Consider the following 18,002-nt stretch of genomic DNA (forward strand, 5'->3'; position numbering starts at 1 on the left):
TTTCAACAAATGATAGAAAACTAAAAGCACCTTGAGATAGAGCCCCAAAGTGCTTAATATCAAGGCTTTACAGCCCCTAACCCCATAAAGAGATTATTTTTTCAAGTTATTTCCCTATTATATATTACAATAAATTACGCCTATTTATAAATTTTATTTCTACTTATTTTGTCAAAATAACCAACGTACAAACAATTTAGAAATTATTAAAGGGTAACAAAAAAGGTACTATATTTATGAGTTCAGCAGGCAAGGAGATAGCACCCATTTAATGGTGCTATTTTTCTATGCCTGTTCATGTTCTAAAGGTACCACTGCTAAAGTTTTTCCCAGACTTGCTAATACTTTTAGCACCGTGTCCAGTTGCGGGCTTGTCTTACCTGTTTCCATTCTAGCAATGACAGGCTGACTTACACCACTTAATTCCTCCAATTTCTTTTGGCTTATTCCCTTCTCATTTCTGGCCTCGATAAGCTCGCTCATGATAGCCACGCGCATATCACTTTCTAAAATCTCCTCTTTGCTAAAAAGCTCAGCTCTAACATCTTTCCAATTGCTGCCGATCGCACTATTTTTCATTATCTAGCCCTCTTTCTTTTAAATCTTCTAATTCACGCTTGGCTTGTTCAATTTCTCTCTTTGGAGTCTTCTGTGTCTTTTTCATAAAATGATGCAATAAAACGAAACTGCCATCAATCCAAGCAACAAATAAAACCCTATCCCTTAGTGGTCTAAGTTCCCAAATTTCAGCATCTAAATGCTTAATATATGGCTCACCTGCGCGTGTTCCATGCTGGCTTAACAACTCAATATAATCATTGATTTTATTGAGTTTAATTCTACTATCTTTTCCCTTTTTATTGGCAAGCTCTCGCATATAATCTAAAACAGGCTCATTACCGTTCTTATCCTTGTAAAAATAGATATTATGCACTATTAGCACCTCTCTCTAAGAAGAATTATAACTCAAAAGTTATTATTTGTAAATACTTTTAGTCATTAAATTCTTTTTCCGAATGCTTTTCCTCGTTTTAATTCTCTCTTGCCTCTTGCAACATCTGATAGAATGGATAAAGATCCTTCTACTTGCGAGGTATTAGTCTTATGCAGCTCTTGAATTTGTTTGTTTATGTACTCTTTTATCCCAACATTTCCCAACAGTTCAGCAATAGGGTTATTAGCTTAACTATCACTATAACCAGCTTTAATTGCTGATTGATAACCGTTCCCTGTCTTTATCTACTCATCTGCAAAGCGCCTCTGTCTTTCATTTCCAGCAAAAAAATCACAAGTATATTACTCATGATTTCATTTTATATGTATAAAAAGGGGGGATTTTACACTATTTTAATCAGTTTTTCGATGTTATCAAGCAACTCACTATATTAGAGTTCTCATTTTAATCCATACAATAAAAACCCCATATCTGGGGCTAAATAAGTAGTCGGACGGATTTGCACCGCCATTTCTCTACGAGAGAGCGTATTCCTTCTTCAAACCACTGCCCTACTTATCCGAATCTTATTATCTCATATTATATTGACTTTAGCAATGAAATCAATTTCTTACTAACTCATGATAAGCAGATATATTAGATACTGGTATAATACTAAAATACAGATCAGAATAGGTATCAAACCACTTATTCAATTTGGTATAAGCTGGCGACTGACTCACAAATAGTATTCGCTGACAAGCTCCAATAACATTCATGCGATTATAGACATAAACCTCTTTTACTGCCTCTAAAACATCATCTTCACTTGTCTGTACCCTAATATCTGTTATCTGCTTAATAGTTGCGTATTTTTGATAAGCTAGCATATCTTGATTTTTAACCGCATCAAACATTTTACGTTCAAGAACACTGTACTTAGGTTTTTCTTTATCTCGCATAAAATACCACTTGAGCCATAAAATCTTTTCTCTGTGTATAACAGAAATGCGCTCAATTTTCTTCTTTGTCATCTATATCTCCTAAATCAATCTCTACTGCGTCATACTCACTAGCCCATTTATCTACGATTATCAAAGGCTGCTCTATTTCACCAATAAGAGTCTCTTGTTTCTTATTCTGATGTCTAAGAAACTTGATACGCTCCTTTTGATCTTGGATATCCAGTTTATCTTTCTTATACGCTCCTATGATGTTAGCAATCCATTCAGCAGCTCTTACATTACCTTTAATAGCTTTTTCAAGCATAATTACACACAGCAAGGTTTGATTATCAGCGTGTAGTCCCATCTCTTCTAACTTTTGTTTTAGTCGCTCATCTGAGACATCCATGGTTAAAAGCTCATCTAAGGTCTTTCTTAAATGAGCTTTCTTTCTCCTAGATTCTCCCGATGCCTTGCCACCTTTACGACTGATTACTATTTGTTCTTGTCTTGTTCGTTTGGTAACTGGTATTAGATTATGATTATTTTTCATTTAACGACCGATTGGCTCCTAAGCCGTTAAATATTTTTGAACTTCTACATCAATAGATTTTAAAGAATTTTCGACAATTGATTGATGGATTGCTAAATCAGCTTTATCACCATTTACTTTTATGCCCTCACCAAAATAATCAATTCTTTTTGTTAGGAGATGAAATAAATTTTCAAGTTTCTGCTTATTGTCATATTTATCAATATCTATTTCAATAAAGGTCAAATTCGTATCGTTATGTATAATCTCCAACAACTTTTTAATTGCTAGGGGTTTATTTTTATATTTCTCCAGATAGGAAAGCATCTCCTTACTTGATAATTTCATGGTAGATAGTAAACTCAGTTCAGCTACATCATCAGCTGTTACGGATTGTCCTGCCGTTTCATATCTGGCTAATTCATTCTTTTTCTCTACTTCTAGCTGCTTATAGAGCGATTGTGAAGTGTTATAAGAGAATGTATCTGCTTCTTTTTTATAATTTTGGAGCTCTTGATCAGCCCATTTCTGACCGATCATTCCCTCGGCAAGTTTCTTTTGATAATCCTCTTGCATAGCAACGTAACTACTCATAAACTCGATCTTTTTCTTTCCAAATGCCTTAATATCGTTTTTCAATATTGTTAGTGTCATATTTTACCTCCTTATGACAATTAAAAAGACGAGACAAAAGAGTATTAAACTCAATTATCTCGCCTCTAGTTTTTCTAGTCAGCTTATTTTTTCTTTTTTCTGAATTTCCAAAAATATTGGTTGACCATCTTGTGTTTTAATTGTGACACTACCATGTTTTGGTAACTCAGCTTTATTTATTATACCATTTTTCGAAAAAACTATAAAGCCTTGCTCTAAAATTTCAAGAATTGTTTTATCCCTATTTTCTAACATTTTAAACCTCATTATTCAACTATTGTAATCCAGTATCTCTTAAGCGCTTGTTAATACTAGCTCTTCTTATTTCTACATCTAAAATACTACCCTTTTTAATATCCCAAAAGCCAATTTTTGATAAATTCCCTTGGTTCATCCTTGGTTCATCTTCTCGCCTCCATTGTTTCAAGCCATTTTTCCATCTTTCTGAGTTGCCGTTTGGTGATATATCCTCGGCGTCTGTAAGCAATAGCCCAGGAGTGAAACAGCTCAGCACATACGCCGGTCAGAAAGAAAAGTAGTAGTGTTAAAATTGCACCTAGTAGCTCGCTCATTTTGATAACTCCTTGTGTTGTACATTGCTACTGATAGCCGTTGTAAATTGCTTGATATTTCGTTTTTGTTTTTCTTGATAACTAGAATTGGGTAAATTTTGGTTAGTATCTTTCATGATTTCTTTAAAAGTTTTAGTCGCTCCTAAGTATAGCTTTTCTGTGTAAGTAAGATATGCCTGTCGCTCTTCCTCTGTCGTAAAGAATGTTTGAGCTTGTCGCTTGAAAAAGGCCTGCCTCATTGCATCAATTTCAAAAATGCCAGGGCCGAAAAGCATACCCGTTGACTTATTAAAAAGTTTCTCTAATTTGCTGCCGTCATTCAGTTCAGGCAATTCAACCCAAAGCAACCTGGCTAAATCCTCCTTGATAGCCCCTAACTGAGCAGATAGCAAGGATAAATCGACTAAGTTGTTTTGCTCTCCGATTTGGTGCAAATTATCGGCGATTCTATCCAAGTTTTTTGTTAGCTTTTCATAAGTTGTTTTTGTTGACACACTGTTTTACCTCGTTATTATTTATTTTTTCTGTGTAATTGTTCTCCAAATGAGCATACTTTTCCGTGATAAAAAGACTTATTTCTTGTCTGCTTCCTTGTAGAATACTTCTTTTTGTAAGCCTAGACTGTCCCCAGCGGATAACCGCCCCAAACTTACCTGGTCGCCCCGTGGTCATGTAAATCTGTGCCAAAATGACTGCCTAGCTGTATGTGATTTTCTTAATACTTTTCTCTACCGAGTTTTAAGGGATAGCGCCCTCCGTATGGCTAAAAATTGCGCTTCATCCTCTTGTCTTTGATGTCTGTCATGTTGTATACATTCCCCTCTGATCGTTTTCCTATTCGACTGACTAGCTTGTCATTATAAATCTTGGCCAGCTCTTTGCCGTTGTGATTAGTGTTGATGATAGTTGTTTCCCGCTTATCAAAAACCTTGAAAAGAAAGGTCTGTACCCAATTATTAGCTTCATCTTTTCGGCTATTCATAACGCTTTCTGTGCCTAGATCGTCAATAAAGAGATAATCAACCTCTGTCAATAGCTTCAAGGCATCATATTCTGTAAAATCACTCTGTCTATACTGCCAGCCTGACTGAATGCGCGTGACGATTTCAGCGATGCTGACAAAGAGGACACTCTTGGGCTCATTCTTAGCCTTGTAGCCTTCGTTGATGGCTTTGGCCATGGAATAGCATAAATGGCTTTTGCCAGTGCCAGGATTGCCCATAATCAGCGTGTTTCCTGTCATACCGTTTAGGTACTGTTTAGCTTGCTTGATAGCAAACTCCTTGGCCTCGTATTCCTCTTTTATCTCAGCTTTGAAAGTGCTAAAAGAGGCTTCTCTCAGCTCATTTGACACCGTGCTTTCACGCGCTAGCACATCATAGGTTGAATAGTCCAAATCATACCCTAGGGCTTTTTCTATGCCCTCTAACTCCGTCCGTTTAATGTTCTCCTTAGTACATTCCATACAGTAAGGCGATGTATAACCATCTGGCTTTTGGAACTGTACCAGGTTAATCTGATGAGTTGGGCAAAGCTCATCAGTAACCTTTATTTTTTCGTTTAACTGGTCTGTATTCAGTAATTCCATTGATTCTCCTCTCCGTCAGTAGATAAACGGATCTTGAATATCATTATCAGACTGACCTTGTTTCTTTTGCTGAAACTGTCTCTGTTCATCTTCAACTTGTACCATGGTTTTAATGCCATTCTGTCGCCAGTTCTTCAGTATTGAATTGATATAGCTAAAAGATCGCTTGCTGTTATCTGCAGCCTTGTCTATGGCAGTCTTGATAACCTCTAGCTCCATGCCATCAAGCGTGAGATAGTCGGTCAATATCTGATACTGTTGGCCATCTATAATCCCTATACGGGTTTGATAGTAGTTAGAGATTTCAGCAGTAGGAAATTTTTTCTCTATCTCTTCTTCTAACTCTTTCTCTATCTCTTTCTCTATCTCTTTCTCTGTCTTACACATAGTTGACGTTGTAAGATTATCAGATAACATTGTAAGATTCTCCCGCTTTTCTTGCTGCTGTTTCCGATATTCTCGCATATATGCTGCTTGGTTAGTTTCCTGTTGTACCAAGGCTTTAGCTTGTGGTAGCTCTGCATTTTTATCTTCATCAATCTGAATTAGACCGCATTTTGTAAAGTATGCCATGGTCATATCTATATCATCTTCTGATACATCTAATTTTAAGGCTAACTCTTCCTTGAGATTGTCAAAGTAGCCCTCATAGTATAAAATACAGTCACTTTCCAAGCTCTCTAGCATGAGCCTAATATAAATCACTGTCATAGTGTACCCACCAGGTACCGTCTTTAGTCTCTTGATAAAGATATTATCAAAAAACTTCTTATCAATTTTTAGCCAAAAATAGACTTTTGTTTTTGCCATTATCCCCTCCTTATTCTAATTTATCAGCTTCCTGCGGTTTCTTATAACATTCTATGATTGCTGCACGTGTTTCTTCGTTTACCTGGTTTGAAATAAATAACACATCTAGATACTCACTATAAAATGCATCAAGGCCTAATTCTTTTGCTGAATCAAAACTTACTATTTCCATGCTCTATCCTCCTACTTCACCACTAAAAATAGATAAACAGCACTAGGCCGATAAAAAATCTTTTTAGCTCCATTTTTAGGTGTCTGATCATATTGTTTCGCTTGAATATAACGCCCATAATCAGGGTTTAAATCCTCGCTAGGTGTTTCCTACTGTCAGTGTGTTTTCTCGCTCAATTTGGGCGCTTTTTGGGCGGTCTCGGCGGTTTAGATACAGCATCAAGCCAGTCAAAACCACGGAAAAGATAAGCGCTTGTGTATTGGTTAAATCTAGCTCGTTCATTTTAATAGACCTCTTTTTTGTAGATCAGCAGCTACTAAACTACGTAAGTACATCCACGTTGAAGCTGTTGCATGATCAATCCCATTACTTAAATTGTTTTCTTTTATTGCTTGATCTAAGAAATTGAATAGCAACCAGTCAGGAGCCTGGCCGTGTCTTTCCGTGCATTCGTCGTCATATTTTTTTAATTTCCCAAGCAAATTCTCAACATTTCTATTAAAGAAATCCTCATGACTTGCCTCTTGCTTTTTATAGACTTTTGATAATTTGTAAAACTGAAACCATAGCTGACTGATTGCTGATCTACAATCCTCAGTAATCTCTGTTGCTCCCCTATGATCTTTTGCTAGATGCCACTCCGATAAAATATCTAGCTTTTCATCAACTAGTTTTAGCTCTTTTTCAAAATTTTCAAAATATGTATTCATAGTATTTACCTCTGTTTCGTTGTTTGTGTGATTGCTATTTTTTAGATTATTTTTTGATTATTGTTTATTCCATAACTCCTATTTTATTGCTAAAAATAAATACACATCTGACGGACGATAGAATATTTTCTTAGCTCCATCCGTTGGGGTCTGGTACCGCTGGAGACCAAGGGATTCCCAGTTATCAAGGGTTGTAGCACTTATACCTAGCAGATCCATTAATTCTTTACGAGAAATTAAATCTAACTTATTAGATCGTTGTTTTTCTAGCTCAACTAAAGTTTCAAGAGTCTGTTTTAGTAATTGTAAGCCTTGTAACTGTATTTCTTTAGATAGAATCTCCATTTTCATCCTCCGCTTTCTTTTTATAAATTACGTTGTCTTTCTCCTCGAAATTTGATAGAATTAAAGGAGACTATTTACAAAGGGGTTTGTCCCCTTACTAAATACCTAACAAAACCACGCGCCTTGCCTTTGCTTGAGTTTTGTTATTTTTCCTTAGCCGTGTACGCTGGTTTGGTCGCCTGTACATGGCTTTTATTTTCGCTTTAACTCCACCTTACACTTTCCTTTTCTTTACTTTTGCATACTTTTGTTTAAAAAAATATATCTTCTATTGTAATATCTGGAAATAAAGGGATTAAAAGATTTTTAATCTTAAGTTTTTCTTTATCTGAAAATTGTGTCTTGCCACTTTCTTTGTTGTAATAACTCTGCTTAGATATACCAAGTTTTTTTCCGAGTTTCTCTTGTGTTAAACCTAGCATATTCCTATATCCACGCATCTTGTTTTCTCTATTCATTTCCACACCTCCTTTACTTTTGAATACCTAGATTATAAAACTTTATTTTTATAAAGTCAATACTTTTCTTTACTTTTTCTTAAAAAAAGTTTATTATGTTCTTTAAGGAGGTGTAAAACGTGAAAATAAATAATAAACTCGTTGGAGAACGTATTCAAAATATCCGCTTAAGCCATGGCGACTCTATGGAAAAATTTGGAGAAAAATTTAATACTAGCAAAGGTACAGTTAACAACTGGGAAAAAGGTCGCAATTTACCAAATAAAGAAAACTTACTAAAAATTGCATCTATTGGAAAAATGAGTGTTGAAGAGTTACTCTACGGCGATTACAATACTTATCTACACTTAAAAATTATGGATTTAGCTCCTGAATGTATAAAAAATTATGATGAGTATAACTCTTTACACGATGATATAACAAATAAAGCATTACAGATCGCTCAAAATACCATTTCTAAGATTGATTATCAAATTTCAGACGAAACAATCAAAAAATTTATTAATTTAGCTATTGAACAATCGAGAGATTTGCAAGGAAATTTGTTAAAAAATAACTTATCTAATTTTGACTATTCACTTTTTGGCGGTGCTAAAAACCGAGAATATTTCTATTTTGGGTATAGACTCACCTATAAAGAAAAATATCTATACACTGCCTTACTAGCTATAATGAACGAGCCAACAAAAACGATATATATTGATGATATAAATACAGCAAGATTTTTTAATTTCTTTGGCAATGATATTCCTAATTCGTCTTTACAAAAAATTGACTATATCACACCTTCAGAAATTGTTTCGTTTAGTACGTACATTCGACAACGTTCTAAAGTAGTTCCTAAAATTTTGGAACATATATTAAAATCAAGTTTTTTACTTGAGAATATAGATGTTTCTGGTTACACCGTAAATATTTTAGAAGATCAATTAACAAAACATACGACAATCAAAATTAGTAAAAACTAACTAATCGATCTCATGTATAAATACCTAACAAAACCACGCGCCTTGCCTGCTGATGGAAAGAAAGGTACAAATACATGAATATCAAAGAGAAAATCAAAAAGAATGGCCAAAGAGTTTATTATGCTAGTGTTTATCTAGGCGTTGACCAACTAACGGGCAAGAAAGCCCGTACAACTGTTACAGCAACCACTAAAAAAGGTGTTAAGATAAAAGCGCGTGATGCTATCAATGCTTTCGCTGCTAACGGATATACAGTTAAAGACAAGCCGACAATTACAACATACAATGAGCTTGTAAAAGTTTGGTGGAATAGTTATAAGAATACAGTTAAGCCAAATACTCGACAATCCATGGAGGGGTTGGTTAGAGTGCATTTATTACCCGTATTTGGCGATTATAAGCTATCTAAACTCACTACGCCTATTCTTCAACAGCAAGTAAACAAATGGGCTGACAAGGCTAATACAGGCGAAAAGGGAGCATTTGCTAACTACTCCTTGCTCCATAACATGAATAAGCGTATTTTGAAATATGGCGTAGCTATCCAGGTAATACAATACAATCCAGCTAATGATGTCATCGTTCCACGTAAACAGCAAAAAGAAAAGGCTGCTGTCAAATACTTAGACAACAAAGAATTAAAACAGTTTCTCGATTATTTAGATACACTCGATCAATCAAATTATGAAAATCTATTTGATGTTGTCCTGTATAAGACCTTACTGGCCACTGGATGCCGAATAAGTGAGGCTCTAGCTCTTGAATGGTCTGATATTGACCTAGAAAGCGGTGTTATAAGTATCAATAAGACACTAAATCGCTATCAAGAAATAAACTCTCCTAAGTCAAGTGCTGGTTATCGTGATATACCAATAGACAACGCCACGTTACTTATGCTCAAACAATACAAAAACCGCCAACAAATTCAGTCTTGGAAATTAGGCCGATCTGAAACGGTTGTATTCTCTGTATTTACAGAAAAATATGCCTATGCTTGTAACTTACGAAAGCGCCTTAATAAGCATTTTAAGGCTGCAGGAGTAACTAACGTATCATTTCATGGTTTCCGCCATACACATACTACTATGATGCTCTATGCTCAAGCTAGCCCGAAAGATGTTCAGTACAGATTAGGTCATTCTAATTTGATGATCACTGAAAATACTTATTGGCATACTAACCAAGAAAACGCAAAAAAAGCTGTCTCAAATTATGAAACAGCTATCAGCAATTTATAAATAATAAGGGTGACCCATTTTCGGGCTACCCTCTTACTATACCAAAAATTAGTAGGGGTAGTAAAAAGGGTAGTAAAATCAAAAAAGCACTAAGGGAAAGCGCCCCCAAGTGCTTATTTCAAAGGCTTTACAGCCCCTAATCCCATAAAGAGATTATTTTTTCAAGTTGTAGAATGATTTCAGTCCACGGTATTCAGCTACTTCACCAAGTTGATCTTCGATGCGAAGCAATTGGTTGTATTTAGCGATACGGTCTGTACGTGAAAGTGAACCAGTCTTGATTTGTCCAGCGTTAGTTGCAACTGCGATGTCAGCGATTGTTGAATCTTCAGTTTCACCTGAACGGTGTGATACAACAGCAGTGTAACCAGCTTCTTTCGCCATTTCAATAGCATCGAATGTTTCAGTAAGAGTACCGATTTGGTTAACTTTGATAAGGATTGAGTTAGCAGCACCTTCAGCAATACCTTTTTCAAGGTAAGAAGTGTTTGTTACGAAGAAGTCGTCACCAACCAATTGAACTTTGCCGCCAAGACGTTCAGTAAGAGCTTTCCAACCGTCCCAGTCATTTTCATCCATACCATCTTCGATAGTGATGATTGGATATTTGTTAACTAATTCTTCAAGGTAATCGATTTGTTCTGCAGCAGTACGTACAGCAGCTCCTTCACCTTCAAATTTAGTGTAGTCGTAAACTTTACGTTCTTTATCGTAGAATTCTGATGATGCACAGTCAAATCCGATAAATACGTCTTTACCTGGAACATAACCAGCAGCTTCGATAGCAGCAAGGATAGTTTCAACTCCATCTTCAGTTCCTTCGAAACGAGGAGCGAATCCACCTTCGTCACCTACAGCTGTTTCAAGACCACGGCCTTTAAGAATTTTCTTAAGAGCGTGGAAGATTTCAGCACCCCAACGAAGAGCTTCTTTGAATGTTGGTGCACCAGCAGGTACGATCATAAATTCTTGGAAAGCAATTGGAGCGTCTGAGTGAGAACCACCGTTGATGATGTTCATCATTGGAGTTGGAAGAACTTTAGTGTTGAAACCACCAAGGTAGCTGTAAAGTGGAACTTCAAGGTAGTCAGCAGCAGCACGAGCTACAGCGATAGACACACCAAGGATTGCGTTCGCACCCAATTTACCTTTGTTTGGAGTACCGTCAAGAGCGATCATTGCACGGTCGATAGCTTGTTGATCACGTACGTCGTAACCAATGATAGCTTCAGCGATAACGTTGTTCACGTTGTCAACTGCTTTTTGTGTACCAAGACCACCGTAACGAGATTTGTCGCCATCACGAAGTTCTACTGCTTCGTGTTCACCTGTAGAAGCTCCTGAAGGAACCATACCACGTCCGAAAGCACCTGATTCAGTATAAACTTCTACTTCAAGTGTTGGGTTTCCGCGTGAGTCGAGGACTTCGCGAGCGTAAACATCAGTAATAATTGACATTTCTGACTCTCCTTATTATTTAAAATTATTTACTAGTCTATAATACCGTAAAAACGCTTTTTTTTCAAGGAAAAATAGTATCTTTGCTTGAAAAATCACAATTTTTAACTTGCAATCGATTACATTGTTTGTTTTGGAGTATTTATGTGTTTTAACAGAAGAAATCAATTTATTTATGCTATACTAAAGATATGGCAGACTTTAATAAAATTATCATGGAAAAATCTCAAGGGAATGCTAAGTTCAATCCTGATGAACAGCGTAAATTTCTGGAAACTTTTGAAGAGCGGGTGATAGGCTACTGCTCTATTTCTGATGCAAACTCTTCTATTATGAAGCAGCATTTTAAAGAGATAGTAGCTAACATAACGGAAAGCTACCAGCCCGTCACAGTTAAAATCTCTCCTGAAGTCGAATCCAGCTACCAAGTCTTTTATCTCAAGACAGCTAAAGAGCTGAGTTGTGAGGCAACCATCGTCTCTGCCTTTTGCCAATCCTCGCCTTTTGGATTGGTCATCCACAGCAATTATCCTGTTGATGTTGAAGAAAAAGATTTGAATAAACAGTTTACTAATGTGCTCCACCCAGTAAAAAATAAAAAATCTGCAGACAAAAAGACTTCCTTTTGGAAAAAATGTTTAAATAGATGACAAATTTAGAAAAATTATTTGCCTTTTTTGAGGCAGAAAATCAGCGTGACTGGGATATTTATCAAACTTTTTTAGACGAGCATGTCGTCTGGGAGCTACATGGAGACTCCCCAGAAATCATCCAGGGAAAAGAAGGCTACCTCCACAGGATAAGGGAGACTCATCAGGACAATTCCACCCAGTTTAGCTGCCAACACTATCACACCAATTCCGATCAGAGTCGGATTCTAACAATTTTGGTCAATGATTGCGGTGACCTATCCTGCGATATATTTGAATTTGCAAACGGCTTAATTGTCAAAGAAATCGAATACTTACTGAAAAAAGCGGATTAAATTCCGCTTTTTTTGATTGCTAATAGGTTGCCAATATTGCGAGCAGTACGAACTAGATTTTCCCTCGCTCGACCTAAAGTTGTATCCAAATCCGCCACTTGCGAGATAATTGGAAAAGCTGCTTGGATATTTTCACTAGGAAATGGGGGCAAATCATCTGCTAAGCTACCGCAAATAGCAAGAACAGGAATCTCTTTTGGCGTCCGCCTTGCTACCCCAACTGGAGCCTTTCCTGCCAAAGACTGCTTATCCATGCGGCCCTCACCAACAACAACTAAATCCGCTTCTCTAACTCTGCGGTCAAAATCCAGCAAATCCAGACAGGTATCAATTCCTGACACGACTTTCCCCTTGGTAAATGTGACCAGCCCTGCTGCCATACCACCTCCTGCGCCAGCACCAGCTTGGGTAAAAATCTGTGGATTGGCCAGTTCATAGAACTTCCTCATTTCCTGATCGATAGATGAAAGAAGCCATTCAGACAGGCCTTTTTGCCGTCCAAAGATATGAGTCGCTCCTTGCTGACCACATAAAGGATTGGAAACATCTGTCAAAACTTCGATTTCTATATCATCCAAGTAAGTTGGAACATGTTCTCCAGAAATTCGAGCAACTCTCCCTAGAGAGGAACCGATAGGTCGCAGCTGATGATTGTTTTCATCAAAAAATTCATAACCCAAACCGGCTGCCATACCAAGACCTCCATCATTCGTTGCCGATCCTCCAACACCGACCAGCATCTTCCTGACTCCATTTTCAGCCAAATGAAGAATCAGCTCCCCCAGACCTCTCGTTTCCAAGCCTAAAGGATTGCGTTTTCCCTTAGGAATTAAAGCCAGTCCAACCAAATCTGCCATTTCAAAAAGGGCTAGCTGGTCTTGTCTAGCATATTTTATTTCGACTGGCTGGCCAAAAGGTCCGGTCACCCAATGGCGAAACTCGTTTAGGTGCATAGTAGAAATCAAGGCAGCCACGGTCCCCTCGCCGCCATCTCCAATAGGCAGTAAGTCAAAAGTCGCCTCTGGCAAGGCTTGGGAAAAACCTTCTTTCAAGGCTTCTGCTACCTGAACAGCAGACAAACTTTCCTTAAAAGAATCCGGTGCTAACAAAATATGCATAGTGCCTCCTATTTTTTCTTAGCATCCAAAATGTCAATCACTTGGTAGAGATCGTAAACATTGATTTGATAAGGTGCTTGCTCTCTTACAATTGGCTTGGCATTAAAAGCAATTCCAATGCCTGCCGTTTGAATCATAGGCAAATCATTGGCGCCATCCCCCATCGCAATGGTTTGATTTAATTCCAAATTATTATCTTGAGCCCATTCTTTCAACATCTGAACTTTAGTATCTTTACTAACAATCTCTCCCAAAACTCGACCGGTCAGGAAACCATTTTTACTTTCCAGGCGATTGGCCTTTACATAGTCAATTCCTAGCTGCTCAGCCAGCCTATCCACCGTTTCATGGAAACCGCCTGAAACCAAGCCAACCTTGTAACTACGCTCATGTAACTCATCAACTAATTTTTTAGCACCGGGCGTGAAATGAATTTTCTCAGCTAGTTGAGAAAAGATGGTTTCTGGGAGGCCTTCCAAGAGTGAAACTCTTTCCCGCAAGGCTGCCTCGAAATCCAATTCCCCGCGCATGGCTCGCTCTGTGATAACAGCCACTTGCTGCCCCACTCCTGCTTCTTCTCCCAGCAAATCAATGCCCTCTTCCATGATGAGAGTGCTGTCTACATCCATTACCAATAGACCTTTGACCTGACTCATTTTCTTACCTCATATTTTCTGTAATTTTTTGTATTATACAGGATTTTTACCGACAAAACAAGCAAGATTGCAAAGAAAAAAGTTCCCGAAGGAACTTTCTTAGAAACGAATATTTTCACGTGTTTTTTCGTATGAGGTAGCAAAACGGTCTGAAACACCTGGTTCAACAAGATCCAAGGCCTTTGAAATGATATCTAGAGATTTTGCATAATCAAATTCATGTTCAAAAACATAGAGAGATTCGTTGAAAGCTGCTTGAACATTATCATCAAATGAGCGATAACGGTTGGAATATTGCAGCAACTGCTCTGTCAAAGTTGAGTTTTGAACAATTTGATAAGTCTCAGACTCCAACTCATATATATCATTGGTCAGAATTTCCAGCCAACGGTTGACTGATTCAATATTTACACGTTTTTCGTCAAGCTCTCTTACAAGTTCTTCAATGTTGTTACTTGTTGAAAAGAAGATTTCAAGAAAAGATTGTGGAATGCCTGGTAAATTCCGTTTTTCCATAAATCGCTTGATAGTGTGTAATTTATTGGCATAAATATTTACCTTCTGACGAGCATTGGCATCATCTTTTTCGATCTCAGCAAGGTCCTCTCCAAGCTCAATCTGTTCGTCTTCAATTTCTTTCAGACGCTCTTGAATACTCTCTAACTCTTCACGAACAAGTGAATAGGCTTGCTGGGTTTCTGAAGAATCTTCTACAGCTCCGAGAACAACCTCTTCTTGAGCTGACAACTCTCCTCGAAGGTCTTTGATATGGGAAATTTCTGCTTCCGATAAGAGGAAAGACCGAGAAAGGCGCTCAATTTCTTTTTGAAGCTGCTGGTTATTTTCTTTTGTATGGGCAAGATAGCTTGGAAGATTTTTTACCAGCTTTTCCACGACTTTATGCGCTTCAATTTCTTGAGTGAAGATTGAGTAGAGGGCTGAAATTTCCTCTTGTGCCTGTTCGTTTTCATACTGAGCGTTATCTAACTCCAGAGATGATACATTGGCTTCGTTGCGTTTTAAAGCCGCATGCAACTGTTGAAAGCGAGATTCAAGATCCGTTTCAATGAAGTGATAACCTGAATCCAACAACTTGCGGTAACCTGATTCCAAATCTTCTAATTGATCTGGCAAGGTCTCCGTTAATTCTTTCACAATAGCTGGAATTCTCTCAACAATATGGGTCAAGGCAAGGATATGATCTTCGGTCTTATCTAGGATTTCTGCTGCTTCTACTGGGTCCCCTGATGAGTTGAGTGTGACAAATTGTGAAAATTCAGATTCGATTTTTGCTAATTGTTTTTCAATTTCTGGAAGAGACTGGCCATAAGCCTCTGCATCTTCGGCAACTGTAACCTGCAATTTTTCAAACAAATCTAAAGCATGAAGTACTCGGCCGCTGTTTTTTGATTCTTGCTTGCCTAATTCTTCTAGGGCTTGTCGAATTTCCTTGATATCATCGTCAATTAAATCAATCTGACTTTCAATATTGCCAATTGCATGTTTGGCCTTCATAAAGCGGAATGAATTATTGTAGCCTTCCGCTTCAAAAAGATTATTTTCAATATCAGCAAATGAGTTTAAGGATAAATCAACCCATTTTTGGTTCCATTCGCGGAAAGCTACCTGACTTTGCCCAATCAAATGCATATTTTTTACTGCTTCAACTTCATCATTTACTGGAAGATTATAGAGTTTCTCTTTTCTTTCTTCCAATTTTTGAAGTAAAGCTTCATTTCGTTTTCTCATCAATACTGCTGTTACATAGCCTAAAATCAAAAGCACAGCTACTACAATAATGAGAATAATTAGTCCATTAGACATATAAAACTCCTTCATTTTGTTACTTTAAAACAAACATATTGATTATATCATAATTTTATTCATAATTGTTAGTTTTTCTGATTTTTTTAGACATCAAGCGTGCTATATACAGCATTTTCTTCGATAAATTCACGACGAGGTTCAACACGGTCACCCATCAACATATCAAAAATCTTATCTGCTTCTGCTGCATCATCGACAGAAACCCGCGCCATCAAGCGATGTTCAGGGTTCATGGTCGTTTCCCACAGCTGATGGTCATCCATTTCTCCCAGACCTTTGTAACGCTGGATAGTTGGCTTTGAGCGTCCTTCGCTGTAACGGGCCAGAGCTGCTTGCAATTCTTCTTCTTGGTTCACCCCAGGCTGGATGTATTCTTTGACATCACTTCCGACCTTGACACCATAGATTGGTGGCTGAGCAATATAGACATAGCCTGCTTCCAGAACCGGCTTCATATAGCGATAAATCAAAGTCAAGAGCAGAGTCCGAATATGGGCACCATCTACATCGGCATCAGTCATAATGACTAATTTTTGGTAGCGAGCCTTGCTAACATCAAAGTCAGCTCCGAAGCCTGTTCCCATAGCAGTAAAGAGGCTACGGATTTCTTCATTGGCTAAAATCTTATCCATGCTGGCTTTTTCAACGTTGAGGATCTTCCCTCGAATTGGCAAAATGGCCTGAAATTCACGGTTACGGCCAGACTTAGCTGAACCACCCGCTGAGTCTCCCTCCACGATGAAGAGTTCTGTTTCCTGTGGATTATTGGACGAGCAATCGGCCAATTTACCTGGCAGATTGGAAATTTCCAAGCCAGACTTCTTGCGGGTTACTTCCCGAGCTCGCTTGGCAGCAATTCTCGCCTTGGAAGCCAAAATTCCCTTTTCTACGATTTTTCGAGCCACCGCAGGATTTTCCAAAAGGAAATCTGAGAAAGCTTCGCTAAAGAGACGATTGGTAATCTTGACCACTTCGCTATTGCCCAGCTTGGTCTTGGTTTGCCCTTCAAACTGCGGATTCGGATGTTTAACAGAAATAACAGCTGTCAATCCTTCACGGACATCTTCACCCGTCAGATTATCTTCGTTTTCCTTGAGAAGTTTGTTTTTCTTGGCGTAGTCATTGATAACCCGCGTCAGAGCTGTTCGGAAACCCTGCTCATGCGTTCCGCCCTCGTGGGTGTGGATGTTATTGGCAAAGCTCATCACTGTTTCGTGATAGCCAGTCGTATACTGCATAGCTACTTCAACGGTAATGTCGTCCATTTCCCCATCTGTATAAATCGGCGTTTCAAAGATGACATCCTTATTTTCATTGATGTACTGAACGTAACTAGAGATTCCGCCTTCATAGTGATAATCCTTGCTTTGTTCCAGTCCTTCTCGTTTGTCTGTAATGGAAATTCTGAGACCACGATTGAGGAAGGCCAGTTCCTGCACCCGCTTATTGAGCTTTTCAAAGTCAAATTCTACCGTTTCAGTGAAAATCTCTGGATCTGGTATAAAGTGAACTGTCGTACCTGTACGATCTGTCTCACCGATGATTTCTAAATCAGCGACTACTTGACCGCGACTGTATTCTTGGTAATGAATCTGGCCATTTTTATAAACGCGGACATCCAGCTGAGTGGACAGAGCATTTACAACGGAAGAGCCAACTCCGTGCAGACCTCCTGAGACCTTGTATCCGCCACCGCCGAATTTTCCTCCGGCATGAAGTACAGTAAAGACAGTTTCCACGGCCGGCCGGCCTGTTTTTTCCTGAATATCAACTGGGATTCCACGGCCGTCATCAACCACCGTAATCGAATTATCTTTTTCAATAAAGACTTGAATATGCGTGGCGAAGCCAGCTAAAGCCTCATCAATTGAGTTATCTACAATTTCCCATACTAAGTGATGCAGACCTTCTTTAGAGGTCGAACCAATATACATACCTGGGCGCATCCGAACGGCTTCTAAGCCTTCTAGGACCTGAATCTGACTGGCATCATATTCTTGCACTTGCATGTCTTGTTGCTTTTCTTCTGTCAT

At 38.2% G+C, this 18,002-nt stretch carries 22 protein-coding genes and 1 pseudogene; 4 read left to right on the forward strand and 19 right to left on the reverse strand.

Annotated features, from left to right (window positions below):
- Nucleotides 1-285: 285 nt before the first annotated feature.
- The 14 genes and pseudogenes from FZ952_RS00875 to FZ952_RS00935 all read right to left on the reverse strand — a co-directional run bounded on the left by FZ952_RS00875 (nt 286) and on the right by FZ952_RS00935 (nt 7,719).
- On the reverse strand, nt 286-579 hold the full coding sequence (locus FZ952_RS00875; RefSeq protein ID WP_015604674.1) for a helix-turn-helix domain-containing protein: 294 nt from the start codon (nt 577-579) through the stop codon (nt 286-288).
- Nucleotides 569-934, reverse strand: a complete 366-nt coding sequence (locus tag FZ952_RS00880; protein ID WP_148880252.1) for a type II toxin-antitoxin system RelE/ParE family toxin — start codon at nt 932-934, stop codon at nt 569-571. The genes FZ952_RS00875 and FZ952_RS00880 overlap by 11 nt, the downstream gene beginning before the upstream one ends.
- A gap of 623 nt (nt 935-1,557) precedes the next feature.
- The gene (locus tag FZ952_RS00890) at nt 1,558-1,968 is read right to left on the reverse strand and encodes a hypothetical protein (RefSeq protein ID WP_148880253.1); all 411 of its coding nucleotides are present in this window, start codon (nt 1,966-1,968) and stop codon (nt 1,558-1,560) included.
- The gene (locus FZ952_RS00895; protein ID WP_148880254.1) at nt 1,949-2,431 is read right to left on the reverse strand and encodes a hypothetical protein; all 483 of its coding nucleotides are present in this window, start codon (nt 2,429-2,431) and stop codon (nt 1,949-1,951) included. The genes FZ952_RS00890 and FZ952_RS00895 overlap by 20 nt, the downstream gene beginning before the upstream one ends.
- An 18-nt stretch (nt 2,432-2,449) precedes the next feature.
- Nucleotides 2,450-3,064 (reverse strand): hypothetical protein, encoded by a 615-nt coding sequence (locus tag FZ952_RS00900; RefSeq protein ID WP_148880255.1) that lies wholly within the window; start codon nt 3,062-3,064, stop codon nt 2,450-2,452.
- Nucleotides 3,065-3,142: 78 nt separating this feature from the next.
- The gene (locus tag FZ952_RS11515) at nt 3,143-3,319 is read right to left on the reverse strand and encodes a hypothetical protein (protein WP_187423835.1); all 177 of its coding nucleotides are present in this window, start codon (nt 3,317-3,319) and stop codon (nt 3,143-3,145) included.
- A 313-nt stretch (nt 3,320-3,632) separates the two neighbouring features.
- A complete protein-coding gene (locus FZ952_RS00905) occupies nt 3,633-4,130 on the reverse strand; it encodes a hypothetical protein (RefSeq protein ID WP_148880256.1) in 498 nt (165 codons plus the stop codon).
- Nucleotides 4,131-4,399: 269 nt separating this feature from the next.
- Nucleotides 4,400-5,224, reverse strand: a complete 825-nt coding sequence (locus FZ952_RS00910) for an ATP-binding protein (protein WP_148880257.1) — start codon at nt 5,222-5,224, stop codon at nt 4,400-4,402.
- Nucleotides 5,225-5,239: 15 nt separating this feature from the next.
- Nucleotides 5,240-6,034, reverse strand: a complete 795-nt coding sequence (locus FZ952_RS00915) for a DnaD domain protein (RefSeq protein WP_148880258.1) — start codon at nt 6,032-6,034, stop codon at nt 5,240-5,242.
- A 10-nt stretch (nt 6,035-6,044) separates the two neighbouring features.
- Nucleotides 6,045-6,206 carry a hypothetical protein gene (locus tag FZ952_RS11525; RefSeq protein WP_187423837.1) on the reverse strand — a complete coding sequence of 54 codons (162 nt, stop codon included), beginning with the start codon at nt 6,204-6,206 and terminating at the stop codon, nt 6,045-6,047.
- A 101-nt stretch (nt 6,207-6,307) separates the two neighbouring features.
- Nucleotides 6,308-6,488 (reverse strand): annotated as a pseudogene (locus FZ952_RS11685) (hypothetical protein); the annotation flags it as partial.
- Nucleotides 6,485-6,916, reverse strand: a complete 432-nt coding sequence (locus FZ952_RS00925) for a hypothetical protein (RefSeq protein ID WP_148880259.1) — start codon at nt 6,914-6,916, stop codon at nt 6,485-6,487. The pseudogene FZ952_RS11685 and the gene FZ952_RS00925, both read right to left, overlap by 4 nt.
- A 78-nt stretch (nt 6,917-6,994) precedes the next feature.
- Entirely contained in the window at nt 6,995-7,261 is a 267-nt protein-coding gene (locus FZ952_RS00930) for a hypothetical protein (protein ID WP_148880363.1), read from the reverse strand.
- A gap of 251 nt (nt 7,262-7,512) precedes the next feature.
- Nucleotides 7,513-7,719: a helix-turn-helix transcriptional regulator gene (locus FZ952_RS00935; RefSeq protein WP_148880260.1), complete on the reverse strand. Its 207-nt coding sequence runs from the start codon at nt 7,717-7,719 to the stop codon at nt 7,513-7,515.
- A gap of 119 nt (nt 7,720-7,838) precedes the next feature.
- Here FZ952_RS00935 and FZ952_RS00940 point away from each other — a divergent pair, with 119 nt between their 5' ends.
- Both FZ952_RS00940 and FZ952_RS00945 read left to right on the forward strand, forming a co-directional pair.
- Complete coding sequence (locus FZ952_RS00940; protein WP_148880261.1) at nt 7,839-8,687, forward strand: helix-turn-helix domain-containing protein; 849 nt, start codon at nt 7,839-7,841, stop codon at nt 8,685-8,687.
- Nucleotides 8,688-8,761: 74 nt separating this feature from the next.
- The gene (locus tag FZ952_RS00945) at nt 8,762-9,925 is read left to right on the forward strand and encodes a tyrosine-type recombinase/integrase (protein WP_148880262.1); all 1,164 of its coding nucleotides are present in this window, start codon (nt 8,762-8,764) and stop codon (nt 9,923-9,925) included.
- A gap of 153 nt (nt 9,926-10,078) precedes the next feature.
- On the opposite strand, the gene eno is transcribed toward FZ952_RS00945, so the two are convergent.
- Nucleotides 10,079-11,383, reverse strand: a complete 1,305-nt coding sequence (gene eno / locus FZ952_RS00950; RefSeq protein WP_037617231.1) for a surface-displayed alpha-enolase — start codon at nt 11,381-11,383, stop codon at nt 10,079-10,081.
- Between the two features lie 191 nt (nt 11,384-11,574).
- On the opposite strand from eno, the gene FZ952_RS00955 reads away from it, so the two are divergent.
- A complete protein-coding gene (locus FZ952_RS00955) occupies nt 11,575-12,033 on the forward strand; it encodes a DUF1694 domain-containing protein (RefSeq protein WP_148880263.1) in 459 nt (152 codons plus the stop codon).
- Nucleotides 12,030-12,368: a nuclear transport factor 2 family protein gene (locus tag FZ952_RS00960; protein ID WP_148880264.1), complete on the forward strand. Its 339-nt coding sequence runs from the start codon at nt 12,030-12,032 to the stop codon at nt 12,366-12,368. Before FZ952_RS00955 ends, FZ952_RS00960 begins: the two co-directional genes overlap by 4 nt.
- Here FZ952_RS00960 and FZ952_RS00965 read toward each other — a convergent pair.
- The 4 genes from FZ952_RS00965 to gyrB all read right to left on the reverse strand — a co-directional run bounded on the left by FZ952_RS00965 (nt 12,365) and on the right by gyrB (nt 18,002).
- A complete protein-coding gene (locus FZ952_RS00965) occupies nt 12,365-13,486 on the reverse strand; it encodes a glycerate kinase (protein WP_148880265.1) in 1,122 nt (373 codons plus the stop codon). The two genes, FZ952_RS00960 and FZ952_RS00965, sit on opposite strands and share 4 nt — an antisense overlap.
- An 8-nt stretch (nt 13,487-13,494) precedes the next feature.
- Entirely contained in the window at nt 13,495-14,142 is a 648-nt protein-coding gene (gene serB, locus FZ952_RS00970) for a phosphoserine phosphatase SerB (RefSeq protein ID WP_148880266.1), read from the reverse strand.
- Nucleotides 14,143-14,241: 99 nt separating this feature from the next.
- Nucleotides 14,242-15,966, reverse strand: a complete 1,725-nt coding sequence (gene ezrA, locus FZ952_RS00975) for a septation ring formation regulator EzrA (RefSeq protein WP_148880267.1) — start codon at nt 15,964-15,966, stop codon at nt 14,242-14,244.
- Nucleotides 15,967-16,052: 86 nt separating this feature from the next.
- Complete coding sequence (gyrB, locus tag FZ952_RS00980; protein ID WP_062199441.1) at nt 16,053-18,002, reverse strand: DNA topoisomerase (ATP-hydrolyzing) subunit B; 1,950 nt, start codon at nt 18,000-18,002, stop codon at nt 16,053-16,055.

Source organism: Streptococcus sp. Marseille-P7376, assembly GCF_902460385.1.
Lineage (GTDB): Bacteria > Bacillota > Bacilli > Lactobacillales > Streptococcaceae > Streptococcus > Streptococcus sinensis.